This is a genomic window from Halobacterium sp. BOL4-2, assembly GCF_016917835.2.
In the GTDB taxonomy this organism is placed as follows: domain Archaea; phylum Halobacteriota; class Halobacteria; order Halobacteriales; family Halobacteriaceae; genus Halobacterium; species Halobacterium salinarum.
The window spans coordinates 1043347-1058967 of sequence record NZ_CP070332.2; the positions used below are offsets into that span (position 1 = coordinate 1043347).

Here is a 15621-nt window from a genome sequence, read left to right on the forward strand (position 1 = left end):
GGCAAATGCTTTCCGGAGTCCCTGCCGGTTCCCACACGGGCTTTCCGTCTCGCGCCCCAACCCACTGGCATGGTTGCCGTCTCGTACTACTGCCCGCGGTGTGGCGCCGTCGCCGAGCTCGACCGGGACGCGTATCTCGCGGACAAGTCCGTCACGCCGTTCCCGCTGGCGGGCTGGACGTACGCCACCCCCAGCGACGACTACGAGGCCGACGACTGGGACGGCGTGGCGCTGTCGTGTGGCGACGCCGACCACGACGGCCTGGACTGGACTCACCCCCCACACGAGGCCGACAGCCACGACGACACGCCGGGCTGTGGGGAGGCCGTGTACCTGAACTTCGTGCGGTTCGAGGACGGCCAGGAGGTCGACGGAACACAGGAGTCACAGCCGGTCACGCTCGCCGATTCGCCGGAGCCGACGGGGCCACGTGGCCCCACCGGCCCGGGGTTCTCCCGGTAGCTACCCCTTGACGTTGCAGACCGGATACGTGCGGACGACGGGGTCGCCCACGCCCAGGCCGTCCGACACATCGACCACGTCGTCGATGTCCTTGTAGACGCCGGGCGCTTCCTCCGCGATCGTCGCGCCTGAGGCCGCCTTCACGTGGATGTCGTCGTCGGCTTCGAGGGCGTCCTGCACGTCGCCGCCCTGGTACTCGTCTTTGGCCTGAGTGCGGCTCATCAGGCGGCCCGCGCCGTGGGCGGTCGAACCGAACGTCCGGCCCAACGACTGGCTGCCCCCGCGCAGCACGTAGCTGCCCGCGCCCATCGACCCCGGAATGATGACCGGCTGGCCGACCTCCCGGTAGGCCGCCGGTACCTCCGGGTGGCCGGCGGGGAACGCGCGCGTCGCGCCCTTCCGGTGGACGAACAGCTCGCGCTCAACGCGCTCGCCGTCCCCGGCGAGGCTGTAGCCGTCCTCGGTCTCGACGACCGCGTGGGTTTCGCGCTTCGCGATGTTGTGGGACACGTCGTACAGCAGGTCCATCCCGAGGGCCTCCCAGTCGGGCGCGTCGAAGACATCGGCGAACGTCTCCCGGACGGCGTGGGTGATGAGCTGGCGGTTCACCCACGCGAAGTTGATGGCCGCGCACATCGCGCCGTAGTACGACGCGGCGAGCTCGGAGCCCGCGGGCGCGGCTGCGAGGTCCTTGTTCGGCAGCGACGCCAGGAAGTCGGGGTGCTCCTGTTCGATGCGGCGCAGGTAGTCCGAGCAGATCTGGTGGCCCAGGCCGCGGGAGCCACAGTGGATCAACACGACGACCTGGTCCTCGGCGAGCCCGAACGCCGCGGCGGTGTCGTCGTCGTAGACGTCGGTGACGCGCTGGACTTCCAGGAAGTGGTTGCCCGACCCGAGCGACCCCATCTGGCTCGCGCCGCGGTCGCGGGCCTTCTTCGAGACGGCGTCCAGATCGGCGTCGAGCCGCCGCCCCTCGTCCTCGCAGTGGCGGCGGTCCGCGGGAACGGCGTACCCTTCTTCGACACACCAGTCGATGCCGCGTTCGAGGGCGGCGTCCAGGTCGGCGTGCGTGCCGTCGTGGACGCCGCCGCCGCCCAGCCCGCAGGGGACGGCGTCGTACAGCGCGTCCACGAGCGCCGCTTCGCGGCCCTTGACGTCGTCGTAGGTGAGCGTCGTGGTCAGCATGCGGACGCCGCAGTTGATGTCGAAGCCGACGCCGCCCGGCGAGATGCAGCCGTCCTCGGCGTCGAAGGCGGCGACGCCGCCGACGGGGAACCCGTAGCCCTGGTGGCCGTCGGGCATGCAGAGCGCGGGGGCGACGGCACCGGGCATGCCGGCGACGTTGCGGAGCTGGGTGAGCGTGTTGTCGGTGCTGATCTGCGCCAAGAGGCTGCGGTTGGCGAGCACGCGCGCCGGCACCGACTCATCGCCGGTGTCCGCGAGCGCCCAGACGTCCGGCTCGACTTCGGTGAGCCGGTGGCCGTCGGCGTCGAAGGTGGACATGGCTGTTCGTCGGCCGCCCGCGCTGGAATACGTTTCGGCTACGACCCGGCGTCGTCACCGCGGGCTGCCGGCTGCGGGGTGGCTGTCCGGTCGTCCCAGGCGTCGAGCACGCGATCGAGGGACAGCGGGCCGCCACCGGTGACGAACAGCGCCGACACCATGCCGAACAGCGTGACGTGGGCCAACACCGGGTCGTCCGGCAGGCCGAACAGGGTCGTCGTCAACACGAGGAACGCGGTGGCCGCGGTGGCCCGCGTGAACAGCCCGAGCACGAACAACACGCCGACCGCAAGCTCCGTGGCACCGGCGCCGAGCACCCAGAGGCCGGGATCAACGGGGACGACCGTCGTCAGCTCGTATTTCTCGACCACCGCGAGCGCCCGCCCGGGGTGTGCGAGTTTCTCCCAGAACCCGAGCAGCGCGAAGTTGAACCCGAGGCCGGCGCGGATCACGGTGGGTGCGTAGCGTTCGAAGGGCCGAATGAGGTCGTTGAACCGGTCGACGACCGGATGCAGCGGGTCGAGTCGTCCGTACAGCGATCCGTCGGCGGCCGCGACCCGCTGGAGCAGGTGGTCGGCGCTCGGGCGGCCGCTGCCCAGCAGCGCGATCCCCAGGAACCCGCCGATGTACTCGCTCGCGAGCACGAGCTCGGGGTGGACGACGAGCTCCGCGAGGTAGGCGGTCAGCCCGACGAGGGCGACGGCGCGGGTGGCCAGCCCGAACAACAGCAGGAACCCGATGGTGACCTGGAAGACGCGGGTCGGCGATTGGACCGCCGGCGAGATGAAATAGCCGGTGAACCCCGCCCCGATCAGTGGCAGCCCGACCGCCAGCCGGAGCATCCACGGCATGAACGTGTGGTAGCCCGCGAGGGCGTCCCGGAGCGCGTGGACATCCGTGGCGGCCGGCTGGTAGCGGACTGCGACGACCAGGATCGTCACGACCGCGGCCGCGCCGGCCGCGACGATGGCGGCGTTCAGCGGCGTCGACAGCACGTCCACGAGGAACGCGATGGCGCGGTCCGTGGGCGCGCCGTCGGAGACGTACCTGACGTGACCCGGCGACGCGGGTGCGACTGGGGGCATGCTGTGTGGTCGTAGGCGCTGGACACGCAAAAGCCTCTCACACGTCGAAAACGACGTATGCGGCCCAGTCGTCGGGGTGCTCGCGAACGGCGTCGGGTGGCGTCCCCGCCTCGGCGCGGGTGGGGTCGCCGGGCGGCGTGAGCTGCATCTCCGAGTACGTCACCGCCTTGAGGTCGCGGGCGTGGACCGCGTCCAGTGGCACCCCTCGGGCTGACGCCGTGACGCGCCAGTCACCGCCGCCGGTGGGTTCATCGACGGTTGCAGCGTTGTCCACGGGCAACACGCCTTGCACGTCGCGCTCGTAGAGCAGCCGGGTGAGGTAATCGTACAGCGCCGCCTCCCGTGATTCCGCGCACTCGGACACCATGAGTTGTGCGCCGGTGGCCGGCACGTCGTCGTCGATCATCGCCGCCGCCATGCCGTCCGCGACCGCGCCGAACACGCCGCCGAGACTGTCGGCGGCCGCCGCCACGGCGATGTCGGCGGTGTGCTCGCGTAGCGCGAACGTCACGCGCCGCCCCCGCCTGGTTCGATGGTGTGCATTGGGTCTGCGAACGGCCAGGACGCCCGAAAGGATTTCGACGCCCCGGTTCCCCGTGCGGGACGGTGGAATTATAGTCGTCGCGACGCAACACTCTGGGGTGAGCGTCACGGTGGACAAACAGGTAGTGCCCCCGGGAAGCGGTGACTACCTTGAGGCGGCGTGGGCGCTGAAAGAACACATCCGGGAGCACGAGGGGCTCCTGAAACAACGCCGTGGGTTCTTCGCGAACGCCTATCGACGGGCCGCAGTGCACTGTTTTCTCGGCGGTGGTGACGACGAGCTGGTCGGGTTCGCGGCGGCGCGATCCGACGGCTACATCCTGTTTCTCGCGGTGGCGCCGGACTATCGCGGCGAGAACTTCGGCGAGCAACTCGTCGCGTCCGTCGCCGCCGACGCCGGCAAGGCCTCCTGTCACGCCCGCATGACCAACGAGAACGCCATCGGGTTCTACCGAAACCTCGGGTTCACCGTCGAGCGCGAGATCGAGGACTACTACGAGGACGGCACCGGCGCGTACTACCTCCGGCTGGGCGACCACGACCGCATCCGGGATCGCATCTCGGAGCTGCTGCGCGGCGGCCGATAGCTCAGTCCGCCCGCGTGGGCTGGGACTCCCGCACCGCAAACGACTGCTCGGGCACGCCACCGGCGTCGGGCTCCCCGATCCCGGTGACCGCGTGGAACACCGCAGTCGGGTCGTCGCTGACCCGCCAGCGCAGCCACGTGCGCGCAACGACGCTGAGCCGCCGCCGCAGCGTCAGCGTGGGCCGCTGTGAGAGCACGTCACAGTCCTGGGCGCGGATCAGGCGGTGCTGGTCGGCGTACATCACGGCCGCCGCGAGCACCGGGAACTGGCAGTCGGCAGGCAGGTGCTCGATGCCCGCGACGCCGTGGCGGTAGAGGCGCTCGGTGCGGTCGAGTTCGGCACGGATCGCGTCCCGGACCTGCGGGGTGGCCGATAGGGCGGCGATGTCGTCGTGGCTCGCGCCGTGGGCGGCCAGGGTCTGGCTGGGCAGGTAGATGCGGTCGTAGTCGAGTACGTCCTCCCGGACGTCCCGCAGGAAGTTCGTGAGCTGGAACGCCTCCCCCAGCGACGCCGCGTGTGGACGCGCGCGCTCCGGCTCCGGGGCGTCCATGATGGACAGCATCATGTATCCGACCGCGACCGACGACCCACGGAGGTACTCCGCCAGGTCGTCGTGGCTCCGGTAGCGCGCGGTGTCGACGTCCTGTTGCATGGCGTCGATGAACGTGGTGACCTCCTCGCGGGGGATGTCGTGATCCTCGCGGAGCGCGGCGAACGCCGCAAGCACGGGGTCGTCGGGATCGCGATCACCGAGGGCGGCCGCCCGCACGTGTGCCAGGCGGCGGCGCTGTTCGTCGGGCGGCCCGGGCGCCTCGTCGTCGACGATCTCGTCGGTGAGCCGGAAGAACGCGTACAGGACGTACGTGGGGTAGCGGACGCGCTCGGGGAGGAACCGGGTGGCGATGTGGAACGTCCGACCAGTGCGGCGCTGGACTGCCTTGCTCCGTCGTAGGTGTTCCGGTGAGACCATGGATGACAGTGCGTGTGCGGCGTTGCCTGACGCGCAATACGACCTGTGTGGACCTACACTCGTTTCGCGCCTCAAACCGACACCCCACTAGTTTGGGTGCTTTAGGTGCGCTAGTACTCGTGGTACACTTCCCCGCAGCGCCGACATTCGATGCGGGTCGCGCCGAACCACGGATCGATCTTCTCAACCGGACCGTGACACTCCGGACACACCCCCATCCCCTTGTCGTCGGCCGCGCGCACCGACAGATCGAGCATCAGGTCCTCTAACTCCTCGATCTGCTCGCGTTGCTCCTCGACGACCGCCTCCAGCTCGTCGACGCGTTGCTCGTAGGCCGCCGCCGAATCGAGATCGACGACGACGTCCTCACTGCGCTCCGTGGCCTCGCTGGCTTCCGATTCGGCGTCCGTCTCCGTGTGGTCTTGGGTGTCGGTCGCCTCCGCCGCCTGCTCTCCCGAGTTGTCGGCGTCTTCGCTCACAGCTAGTGGTAGGCGCTCGCCCGTTTCAAACACGGACCAAACTGGTGGCCCCTCGGCGTGGCGTCGCTCACACCAACTGGCGCATGTACACCCCAACGCCAACCACGACGATCGCGAACCCGACGTTCAGCGCGCCCGGCACCCGCTGGCCCCGCGAGATCCGGACGAGTCCGAACGCCGCGATGGCGACGGCAACCATCACATGCACCGCGACGACGAGATCCTGCTTCTCCATACCGCCGCTTCGACCGGCGGCGTCTTCAACGATGTGCCAAACCATCACCCCGCGCCGTCGACCGACGGGGCCGTCGTCTCGATGGCGCGGCGCAGGTGGCGCTGGGTGACGACCAGCCCGCTGGCGTCGGTGGCGTCGAACTCCGTCTCGCGGAGGTGGTCCTCCATCGCCAACAGCGCACCCTCGCGGACGACACCCGCGATGTCGCTGCCCGTGTAGCCGGTCGTGGCGGCGGCCAGCGCGGTGGTGTCGATGCGTCCGGTCGCCACGCCGTCGAGTTGCACCTCGAAGATCGCGGCCCGGGCGTCCTGGTCCGGGATCGGAACCGCGACCTGGGTTTCGATCCGCCCCGGGCGAAGCAACGCAGGGTCCACCGACTCCCGACGGTTCGTCGCCGCCAACACCGCAACCGAACCGCGGGGCGACAGCCCGTCTAGCTCGGTCAGCAGCTGGGAGACGACGCGCTCGGACGCCCCCGTGTCGGTGTCGTGGCGGGCCGGCGCGAGCGAATCAACCTCGTCGAGGAACACCACGGCGGGCGCGAGCCGCCGCGCGCGCTCGAACAGGTCCCGAACGCCGCGCTCGCTCTCGCCCACGTAGCGGTTCATCAACTCCGGGCCGTCGACGGACAGGAAGTTCGCGTCCGTGGACGCCGCCACGGCCTTCGCGAGCATCGTTTTCCCGGTTCCCGGCGGCCCGTGTAACAACACGCCGGTCGGCGCGGCCGCGTCCAAGCGCTCGAACAACGCCGGATACCGCTGGGGCCACTCGACGGTCCGCACCACCTCGCGTTTCGCGCGGTCGAGCCCGCCGATGTCCTGGTAGGTGGTCGTCGGCGTCTGCACCGACGCGTCGCGGAGCGTGGACGGACCCACGGCGTCCAGGGCGGCTTCGAGGTCGCGCTTGCGGATCACCGGCGGGCCGGCCGCGCTGCCGGCAGCCCTGGTCGCGGCGTCGACGAGTACGGCGGTCAGGTCCGCGCCGGTGTACCCGTGGGTTCGGTCGGCCACCGCGTCCAGCGACACCGCGTCGGCGAGCCGAACGCCGTCCGTGTGTACGTCGAGGATGGCGCGCCGAGCGGCCGGATCAGGCACGCCGACGCGCACCTCCGCGTCGAAACGCCCGCCCCGCCGGAGCGCCGGATCAACGGCGTCGGGATCGGTGGTCTCCCCGACCACCACGACTGTGTCGTGGCCCCGGACGCGGTCGAGCAGCCACCCGAGCGCCGACGGCGACCCACGACCGCTGGCGCCGTCCGCCGTCGGGTCGGGGGCGGCCGCGGCCAGCGACTCCACGAACACCACACAGCCCGGCTCGGCGTCCCGGGCGGCGTCCAACACCGCCGCCAGCGCGTCCCGGTCGCCGGCGTCCTCGGGGGCCACCGACTCGACCGCCAGGTCGGCGGCCGCCGCCACCGCACGCACGAGCGTCGTCTTCCCGGTGCCTGCCGGCCCGTGGACGAGCACGCCGGCCGGCGGCCGCACGCCGACGGCGGCGTACGAATCGGCGACCAGCGGCGCGACGACGAGCCGCCGGAGCGCACCGCGTTCGTCGTCGAGCCCGCCGACCCTGGTGTCGGCCGGCGTCGCGTGCTCCGCGTCCGCGTGCCCGCTGTCGGCGGCGTGGCCCGTGAGCGTGATCGCCGTGTCGGCGGTGACGGTGACAGGACCGCCCGGCGTCGTGTCCTCGACGTCGAGGGTTACCACGACGGTGCCACTGAACAGCGGCACGGCGATGCGGTCGTCCGCGACCAGGTGACGCCCGGCGAGCGCGCGTGCAAGCGCGTCGGCGTCGCCCTCCAGGGTCGACGACGTGGCCGGTGCCACGGTGAGCCCGGCTGCCGGACTGGGATCGGCGGGCGCAACCGTGACCGTGTCCGTCGGGCCGACGTTCCGCAGCACATCCGCGCCCGCGAGCCCGCTGCTGGCCGCGATGGCTGTGGTGTCGGGGCCGACAGTCGCAACGGTTTCCTCGCTGCCGGTGACGGTGACGGCGTCGCCCTCCGCCACCCCGATCCGCTGGCGGGTTCCGGCGGTGAAACTGAGCTGGCCCGAACCGACGGCCGGCGCGTCGGCTGTCCTGTCGGCGGCGTCCCTAAGGGTGACACGCACCCGCGTCATCCGCCTCCTGCCTCCGGTAGCACACCTACAGGTTGCCGCTCAATGCTAAAGCCCCATCCCCCATGTGTTTGGGTGTTCGAGCGTGCCGCGACATGTGGGAGTTTCTACCAAATTGATTGGGGGCTGTAGTTACCCACCCACGCCACCATCATCCACACGTCGGACGACGCCAACTCCACACCACTCATCCATGTTCACGGTCGAACAACAGGCCACAATCGACGCGCCGCCCGGCGACGTCTTTTCCTTCCTCGATGACCCTCGGAACCACGTCAAGATCACGCCCGGACTCATCACCGTCACGGACGTCGAAGCGCTTGCCAGTGGCGGCAAACGAGCCAAATACCGATACAAACTCGCCGGCGTCGAACTCGTCGGCACTGTCGAAGACATCGAACGCGTGCCCGAGCGCCGGCTCGTCCAGGAGCTGACGGGCGCCATCGACGGCACCATCACGTACCGGCTCTCCGGCGACGACACCACGTCGCTGACCTACGAGGCCGAGTACGACCTGCCGGACACGGTCATCGAATCGGTGCTGGCCCCGATCGCAAAAGCATACAACAAACGGGAAGCCGCCGCCACCGTCGACAACCTCACGACGTTCCTCGAACACTGACACGGATCCGCCACAGCCGGCGTGTGGCCCGCGTCACTCCTCGAAGAACGCGCCGACGAGCTTCTGCTTGGCAGCCTGCAGATGCTGGTGGTACGTCGACGGCACGATATCCATCGACTCCGCGAGCTGCTTGCCCTCCGCGCGCCGCGGCCACTCGAAGTAGCCGCTCACGTACGCCTTCTGGAGGGCGGTGAGCTGCCGGTCAGTCAGGTCGTTGCGCAACTCCTCGCGGAACCCATGCGGGGTCTGCTCGGGATCGTCCTCGTGGTACGCGACCAGCTCCACGTCGGCGTACTTGTCCCGCAACGTGCTCAACACCCGCCGCGCCGCCCCCTCGGTTCCGACCCGGACGTCGAGCTCCAGCGTCGTCCGGTCGGCGTGCATGCGGATGACACGGCTCCCACACTCGGAGAGCACGTCCACCAGCGGCGAACTCGACAGATCGAACTGCACCACGCTCTCGTCGTCGGTCGAGACGATGACCTCGGCGTCCTGGACGGCGTCGTAGCCCAACGCGGTGTCGACGACCGCCTGGGGGTCGTCGTGTGGCGTTGTCACGAGCATGAGCACGCCCTGCGTCTGGCTGTCCGCGATCGTCGCCTCCTGCTCGAAGGTGGTGTCTGTCGCCCCCGCCAACTCGACCAGGAACAGCGCCGTGTCGGACAGCTCGACGCCGATGTTCAAGACGGTGTCCGTGGCGATGGTGCGCCGGGTCAACGCGTCGTTGATCGACGCGCCGGTCGTGCGGCCAAGCGAGCGCAACAACACCTGTTCGCGGTCGTCGATGCGGTGTTCGGCCGTCGACACGGCGAGCACGCCGTAGGTCGTCGACCGGTACGTGACCGGCACCAGCACGCACGCGTCGCCGTCGGCGGTCCCGGAGACGTCGTCGGCGTCCGTGCTCACGAGCGCTTCGCGCTGCTCGACGACGTCCTGAAGCAACGCAACGGCCTCGCCGGCGGACGCGAGATCGAAGACGTCGCCGTCGCATCCCTCACAGTCCCCCGCTGCCTCCGCGACCGTGATCGTGTCCTCGGTCGCGTCGTACCGCCCGAACCACGCGCCGGCGTACTCGCCGCCGGTGCCGATGCGGTCGGTGATCCGGGTTTCGATCTCCTCCCGGTCGGCCGCCCGCACTAACGCCGACGTGACATCGTTCATCAGGCCGTTCACGCGGTCCAGCAGTCGATCCAGGGACTGGCGTTCCCCCTGGAGCTCCTGTTGGGCCGCCATACGCTCGGAGACATCCATCTGGAACCCGACGTAGTGTGAGACGGTGCCGTCCTCGTCGTAGATCGGGCTGATGTCCACCTGGTTCCAGAACAGCGACCCGTCGCGGCGGTAGTTCCGCAACACGACCTGGGTGTCGTGGTCCTCGGTGATCGCGGTCCAGAACTCCGCCACGCGGTCCTCGTTGGTCTTCGGCCCCTGGAGGAAGCGGTGGTTCGCGCCCACGACCTCGTCGGGCGAATACCCCGTGATGTCCTCGAAGGAGTCGTTGATGTAGATGATCGGCTCCTCCGGGTCGGTGGCGTCCGAGATCGTGATCCCGATCGGGGCCTCGTCGAGGGCTTGCTCTTTGAGGCGGCGCTCGGACTCCACGGTCAGATCGGAGATCGGCATCCGCGTCTCGGTGTCCTCGGAGTGGGCGGGCGCGCTCTGCTCGATGCGGTCGGCGATCGCCGCGGTCGCGTCCCCGGACACCGCCGGCACCAGCCCCGTCGCGTCGGCGTCGACGGCGCGCCGCGCAACGTCCTCGTCGACGGCTGTCGGCACGACCACGACCGGGAACTCCGCGTGGGTCTGCCGGACTGCTTCCAGGAACGCCACGCCGTCGAAGCCATCCGGCTCGTGGACGGCGACCACACAGTCGATGTCGGGATCGTCGACGCGGTCGCGTGCGGCCACGAAATCACGGATCTGGGTCACGTCGAAGCGGCCGTCCTCGTCGAGGTCACAGGCAGCCGGCCCCGTCTCCGGGTCGCTGCCCGCGAACAACACGCCGATCGTCGTCGCGCCGGCGGCGGTCTCGGACTCGGTGTTCTGGACGCTCGTCATGGGACGTACCAGATGCCGCGAGTGCGGTCAAGCCACCCGCCGACGACGACGTGCGGGAGCGCGATGATGCTCACGAAGATGCTCCAGAACGCGACCAAGCCCACGAGGATCCCACCACCACCCAGGGGCTGTGGGGACAGCAGCCAGAGCACGGCCGCCAGGCCGAACGTGGCGACGCTGCCGACGATGAGCACCGCCCACGAGGCGAGCGTGGCGCGCGCCGGGTCGTCGGCGTCCAGGGCGTCGAGCACGCCGGTGGCGTCTGCCTGCGTCACCGCCGTGTCGTCGACGGCCGACGATCGGGCCACCTGGCGGGCCGAGTACCACAGCGGGAAGTACAGCCCGACGGCGATGACCACCGGAACGAGCGCGAAGTACGCGATCAACAGCAGCGTCTCGGCGGCGTCGGCGAGGAACGACCCGGTGCCGGCCGCCCGCCGGTAGCCGAGCCCCAGGTGCGCGACCACGAGCGCCCCGTACCCGCCGCCGAGCACGAGCCGCCGGGTTGCGATATCACCGCCGAGCGCCGACACGGCGCTGGGGTCGAAAATCGAGATCATGACCGAGCTGAACGCGTAGAACACGTCCGTCCAGAACAACATGGGAACCACCATCACCGCGCCGCCCCGGACGACGGCGGCGAGCCACCGCTGGGGGCGCGTGCGCAAATGGTCAGTTCCGTAGAGGGCGTCCATCGACTGCACGCCACCGAACCCACCTTTGGCGACGGCCACCGTGACTGCCAGCCCCAGTCCGGCGACGGGCGCGACGAAAAACAGCGCGCCGAACGCCGCGATCCCGACCAGGTAGGCGACGATATACTTGCCCTGGAAGGAGGCAGCCCGTCGCCGCAGGTTCTCGAAATGCTCGTAGCCGCCGTGCGGGAGGTTCATCGCGACCATACCCAACAGGTAGACGCCCGCCTGGACCTCCAGTGGGACCGCGAAGCCCGCGCCGTATCCGACCGCGAACGCGGCGGCAAGCGCGAGCAGTGACAGCCGCGACACGGTCAACGGGAGGTCGCCGGCTGCCTCCGGCACGAGCCACGACGGGACGAACTGCGACCTATTGCTCATATGAATACACACGTCACTACCGAGCATCAAAAAAGACCCAAGCTAGTGGGGTATCAGAACTGGAGAATATTTAAGGAACGGGAAGACACACCCGGGAGTAGTGCCGATCACCGACCTCCACTGTCCGCGGTGCGGATCCGACGTGAAGATGGGGCTCCCGATGGGTGCAACCGTGAAGTCCGTCACGGCTGCGTCACGACAGGAGCCGACCAGCGACACCCAGAAGGTGCGAACGGTTGAGTGCCGCAACGATCACGAGTTTTTCGTGCGCTTCGAGTGGTAACACGCGTGCACGCACCGACTTCACCGCGGGTGTTTCGACGCCAGCCGGCCGTTGAACCAGCAGGCAGCGGGCATTTCACAGCCGCTGTGGCCCACACACTCGGTGGGGTGCGCTATTTTGGTATGGTTCGGAATCCGCGTGTCGGCTCCGTGTCTGACGGTTCATCGGTCTAAATTCCGTCACGAGCGTACCATACTGATTGGGTCGTAGAGTTACACACATATCCTCGTTAGGTACTGTTGCATGTTGGAGTTATTGCCAACAGCAGTGGAGGGGGTATCGCAGGCCCAGATCACCGGACGTCCGGAGTGGATCTGGCTAGCGCTCGGTACGGCGCTAATGGGACTCGGGACGCTCTATTTCCTCGTGAAAGGGATGGGCGTCTCGGACCCAGATGCAAAGAAATTCTACGCCATCACGACGCTCGTCCCAGCCATCGCGTTCACGATGTACCTCTCGATGCTGCTGGGGTATGGCCTCACAATGGTACCGTTCGGTGGGGAGCAAAACCCCATCTACTGGGCGCGGTACGCTGACTGGCTGTTCACCACGCCGCTGTTGTTGTTAGACCTCGCGTTGCTCGTTGACGCGGATCAGGGAACGATCCTTGCGCTCGTCGGTGCCGACGGCATCATGATCGGGACCGGCCTGGTCGGCGCACTGACGAAGGTCTACTCGTACCGCTTCGTGTGGTGGGCGATCAGCACCGCAGCGATGCTGTACATCCTGTACGTGCTGTTCTTCGGGTTCACCTCGAAGGCCGAAAGCATGCGCCCCGAGGTCGCATCCACGTTCAAAGTACTGCGTAACGTTACCGTTGTGTTGTGGTCCGCGTATCCCGTCGTGTGGCTGATCGGCAGCGAAGGTGCGGGAATCGTGCCGCTGAACATCGAGACGCTGCTGTTCATGGTGCTTGACGTGAGCGCGAAGGTCGGCTTCGGGCTCATCCTCCTGCGCAGTCGTGCGATCTTCGGCGAAGCCGAAGCGCCGGAGCCGTCCGCCGGCGACGGCGCGGCCGCGACCAGCGACTGATCGCACACGCAGGACAGCCCCACAACCGGCGCGGCTTTTCAACGACACACGATGAGTCCCCCACTCGGTCTTGTACTCGCACGATCGCGCGACGACGGCGACGCCGACGGCGACTTTCCAGCGTCGCTCAACAGGCTGGCTGTCGTCGCGCTCGCTGGTGCGGCTCTCGTCGGTGCGGCGGGTCTGTTCGCCGTGCCGTTCCTGCGGTCGTTCGGCATGACGTTTTGGGAAGCGTTCACCGTTGTTGGTGTCTCCGAGTTCGTCTCGGCCATCGTGGCGGCCCTCGCGGGCTACCACCTCTACACCACGCCCGACGACTAGCAGGGCCCGCTGGCGAGCCATCACTCCCGCTGTGGCGAGGCGACGGCCGTTCTGTACCGCTACCGCCGGCCCGGAGTCCGGGACATCGGCGGGGCGATGCGCATCGAACGGTCACCCCACGATTGCCGGCATGCACCGGGCGCCGAGTCGGTTCGTCCGGCCGAGACGCGCTGTCGGTCCCGGTGAGACGACACTGATTTACCCGCGGTCGGCGTACTGCCGTCCCGACATGGAGGAACGGACCCGTGCGTATCTCCGGGGGCGGTTCGGCGACGTGTACCGCCGTGCGGAGATCGACCTCCCCCCGCGCGCCGACGACCGCGAGTGGGGGTATATCCCGTGGACTGCCGGCCCCGACACGACGATGGTTCGGCACAAATCCACGCTGGATCTGGGGTCGATGGCGTCGTTCCTCGAACGGAAATGCCCCCGGCACGTCTATTTCTCGGCGGGCACCTACGACGCTCCGGGGGCGGCGACGATGGACGAAAAACACTGGCAGGGCTCGGATCTGGTGTTCGATCTCGACGCCGACCACCTGCCGCGTGTCACCCTCGGGGAGGATTCCTACGCGGAGATGCTGTCGAAGTGCAAGGACGCACTGCTGCGGCTGCTCGATTTCCTCGAGCGCGATTTCGGGTTCGAGGAGCTGACCGTGACGTTCTCCGGCGGCCGCGGATACCACGTGCACGTCCGCGATGCGGGCGTCTACGAGCTCGGCAGCGAGGAGCGCCGGGAGATCGTCGATTACGTGCGCGGCAACGACCTGGCGTTGGAGACGCTGGTCGAGGCTGAACCCGTCGGCGGCCGCGGGCTAGAGAACCCCACCGAGAAGCGGATGCTGCCGGCCGACGGCGGCTGGGGCCGTCGGGTCACCACCCGCCTCGAAGCGTTCGCCGACGACCTCATCGAGCGCGGCGAGGACGACGCCGTGGCGACGCTCACGGAGTTCGATGGCGTCGGAGAGAGATCGGCGCGGGCCATCTACAACGTGGTCGCGGACAACACCACGGCGGTGAAGCGTGGAAACGTCGACGTGCACCCGGCGTTCCTGACGGTCGCGCGGCGCTACATCGACGAGACCGTCGCGGCCGAGCAGGCACCCATCGACGAGCCGGTGACCACCGACACGAACCGCTTGATCCGGCTGCCCGGATCGCTGCACGGCGGCAGCGGGCTGGAGGTGCAGCGCCTCGACCGTGCCGCACTCGATGACTTCGATCCGCTCGTCGACGCCGTTCCGGAGACGTTCGTCGGCCACGACATCGCCGTCGAGCTACCCACAGAGCACACCGTCGAGCTGCGTGGGGAAAGCCTTACAGTCGGGCCGGGCGTGAGCACAGTTCCAGAGTACGCGGGCGTCTTCATGATGGCCCGCGGTACCGCCGAGAAGGCCACAGAATGAACTTAGACGACTTACGGGCGGCACAAACACAGGAGCGCGCGACCGACGGCCTGCAGGATCTCCAGGAGTCGTTTTACGCGGACGTCGCGGCGTTCATCGAGTCACTGAAAGACCGCCGCGACGACGCCGCGGCCGCGGCCACCGATCCGTTCGGCGATCCGGAGGTCCAGGAGCTCACGGACAAAATCGAGACCGCCGAGCAGGTCACGGAGGCCATCTACGAGCGCCGCATGGGGAAGCTCGTCAAGCAGGCCAGCCTCGCGGCCGCTGGGATGCCCGACGACCAGGGCGGGCTCACCGCCGAGGAGCGCGACCTGTACGGTGACCTGGTTGCCCGCATCGAGGACAACAAGGCGCACGTGCTCGACGTGATCGCGGGCGACGCGGCCAGTGCGCGTCCCGATGACGACGACCCGGCCGATCCTGGCTCCCCGGCCCCAGACAGCGATAACGATGACGCGTCCCCCGGGGACGCTGGCCCGCCGGCGGGCGGCTCCTCGGTGGCTGCCGCAATGGGCGGTGACGACGGCGGGACCCTCGACTCGCCACCGGCTCCGGAGCCCCCGGGGGACGGTGGGGCAGACCGGGTTGACACGACCACCGATGGCGGCGTGCAAAGCGAACCCGCAGACGACGCCGGCGTGCCCGACAGCGGCGACGCGGCGACCGCCCGGGTTCGTGTCCGAGTGACCGACACCGTCGGTGAGATCCTCGGCGTCGACGAGCGACCCTACGACCTCGAAGCCGGCGACGTGGTCACGCTCCCGGAGGCGAACGCCGACCCGCTCATCGAGAAAGACGCCGCCGAGAAGCTGGACTGAAGCCGGGCGGGCGACGGCCTGC

General features: G+C 69.0%; 17 protein-coding genes. 8 read left to right on the plus strand and 9 right to left on the minus strand.

Features of this window, described 5'->3' with window-relative positions:
- Positions 1-69 precede the first annotated feature (69 nt).
- Positions 70-462: a hypothetical protein gene (locus tag JRZ79_RS18805; RefSeq protein ID WP_205250811.1), complete on the plus strand. Its 393-nt coding sequence runs from the start codon at positions 70-72 to the stop codon at positions 460-462.
- Here the strand turns inward: JRZ79_RS18805 and JRZ79_RS18810 are convergent, their stop codons facing one another.
- From JRZ79_RS18810 to JRZ79_RS18820, 3 genes are read right to left on the minus strand one after another with little or no spacing between them, the layout of a single operon-like run.
- Complete coding sequence (locus JRZ79_RS18810) at positions 463-1965, minus strand: RtcB family protein (RefSeq protein ID WP_205251954.1); 1503 nt, start codon at positions 1963-1965, stop codon at positions 463-465. It lies immediately after the preceding gene.
- 38 nt (positions 1966-2003) lie between these two features.
- A complete protein-coding gene (locus JRZ79_RS18815; RefSeq protein WP_010903058.1) occupies positions 2004-3050 on the minus strand; it encodes a DoxX family protein in 1047 nt (348 codons plus the stop codon).
- A gap of 37 nt (positions 3051-3087) precedes the next feature.
- Positions 3088-3561 (minus strand): archease, encoded by a 474-nt coding sequence (locus JRZ79_RS18820; RefSeq protein WP_205251955.1) that lies wholly within the window; start codon positions 3559-3561, stop codon positions 3088-3090.
- A 130-nt stretch (positions 3562-3691) separates the two neighbouring features.
- Between JRZ79_RS18820 and JRZ79_RS18825 the strand changes: the two genes are divergently transcribed.
- Complete coding sequence (locus JRZ79_RS18825; protein ID WP_049892508.1) at positions 3692-4180, plus strand: N-acetyltransferase; 489 nt, start codon at positions 3692-3694, stop codon at positions 4178-4180.
- A 1-nt stretch (position 4181) separates the two neighbouring features.
- On the opposite strand, the gene JRZ79_RS18830 is transcribed toward JRZ79_RS18825, so the two are convergent.
- The 4 genes from JRZ79_RS18830 to JRZ79_RS18845 all read right to left on the minus strand — a co-directional run bounded on the left by JRZ79_RS18830 (position 4182) and on the right by JRZ79_RS18845 (position 7984).
- A complete protein-coding gene (locus tag JRZ79_RS18830) occupies positions 4182-5150 on the minus strand; it encodes a phytoene/squalene synthase family protein (RefSeq protein ID WP_010903061.1) in 969 nt (322 codons plus the stop codon).
- A gap of 110 nt (positions 5151-5260) precedes the next feature.
- Entirely contained in the window at positions 5261-5629 is a 369-nt protein-coding gene (locus JRZ79_RS18835) for a hypothetical protein (RefSeq protein ID WP_049892509.1), read from the minus strand.
- Positions 5630-5696: 67 nt separating this feature from the next.
- Complete coding sequence (locus tag JRZ79_RS18840) at positions 5697-5864, minus strand: hypothetical protein (protein WP_227970876.1); 168 nt, start codon at positions 5862-5864, stop codon at positions 5697-5699.
- 44 nt (positions 5865-5908) lie between these two features.
- Entirely contained in the window at positions 5909-7984 is a 2076-nt protein-coding gene (locus JRZ79_RS18845) for an AAA family ATPase (protein ID WP_205251956.1), read from the minus strand.
- Positions 7985-8174: 190 nt separating this feature from the next.
- On the opposite strand from JRZ79_RS18845, the gene JRZ79_RS18850 reads away from it, so the two are divergent.
- Positions 8175-8603 carry an SRPBCC family protein gene (locus tag JRZ79_RS18850; RefSeq protein ID WP_010903065.1) on the plus strand — a complete coding sequence of 143 codons (429 nt, stop codon included), beginning with the start codon at positions 8175-8177 and terminating at the stop codon, positions 8601-8603.
- A 33-nt stretch (positions 8604-8636) separates the two neighbouring features.
- Here the strand turns inward: JRZ79_RS18850 and bat are convergent, their stop codons facing one another.
- Both bat and JRZ79_RS18860 read right to left on the minus strand, forming a co-directional pair.
- A complete protein-coding gene (bat, locus tag JRZ79_RS18855; RefSeq protein WP_205251957.1) occupies positions 8637-10661 on the minus strand; it encodes a bacterioopsin transcriptional activator Bat in 2025 nt (674 codons plus the stop codon).
- Positions 10658-11737 (minus strand): Brp/Blh family beta-carotene 15,15'-dioxygenase, encoded by a 1080-nt coding sequence (locus JRZ79_RS18860; RefSeq protein WP_205251958.1) that lies wholly within the window; start codon positions 11735-11737, stop codon positions 10658-10660. Before JRZ79_RS18860 ends, bat begins: the two co-directional genes overlap by 4 nt.
- Positions 11738-11837: 100 nt before the next feature.
- On the opposite strand from JRZ79_RS18860, the gene brz reads away from it, so the two are divergent.
- The 5 genes from brz to JRZ79_RS18885 all read left to right on the plus strand — a co-directional run bounded on the left by brz (position 11838) and on the right by JRZ79_RS18885 (position 15599).
- The gene (brz, locus tag JRZ79_RS18865; RefSeq protein ID WP_012289336.1) at positions 11838-12020 is read left to right on the plus strand and encodes a bacteriorhodopsin-regulating transcriptional regulator Brz; all 183 of its coding nucleotides are present in this window, start codon (positions 11838-11840) and stop codon (positions 12018-12020) included.
- A 243-nt stretch (positions 12021-12263) separates the two neighbouring features.
- A complete protein-coding gene (locus JRZ79_RS18870; protein WP_010903069.1) occupies positions 12264-13052 on the plus strand; it encodes a bacteriorhodopsin in 789 nt (262 codons plus the stop codon).
- Positions 13053-13103: 51 nt separating this feature from the next.
- Entirely contained in the window at positions 13104-13373 is a 270-nt protein-coding gene (locus JRZ79_RS18875) for a hypothetical protein (protein ID WP_010903070.1), read from the plus strand.
- Between the two features lie 229 nt (positions 13374-13602).
- A complete protein-coding gene (gene priS / locus JRZ79_RS18880; protein WP_205251959.1) occupies positions 13603-14778 on the plus strand; it encodes a DNA primase small subunit PriS in 1176 nt (391 codons plus the stop codon).
- Positions 14775-15599: a DNA replication complex GINS family protein gene (locus JRZ79_RS18885; protein ID WP_205251960.1), complete on the plus strand. Its 825-nt coding sequence runs from the start codon at positions 14775-14777 to the stop codon at positions 15597-15599. Before priS ends, JRZ79_RS18885 begins: the two co-directional genes overlap by 4 nt.
- The last annotated feature ends 22 nt before the right edge of the window (positions 15600-15621 follow it).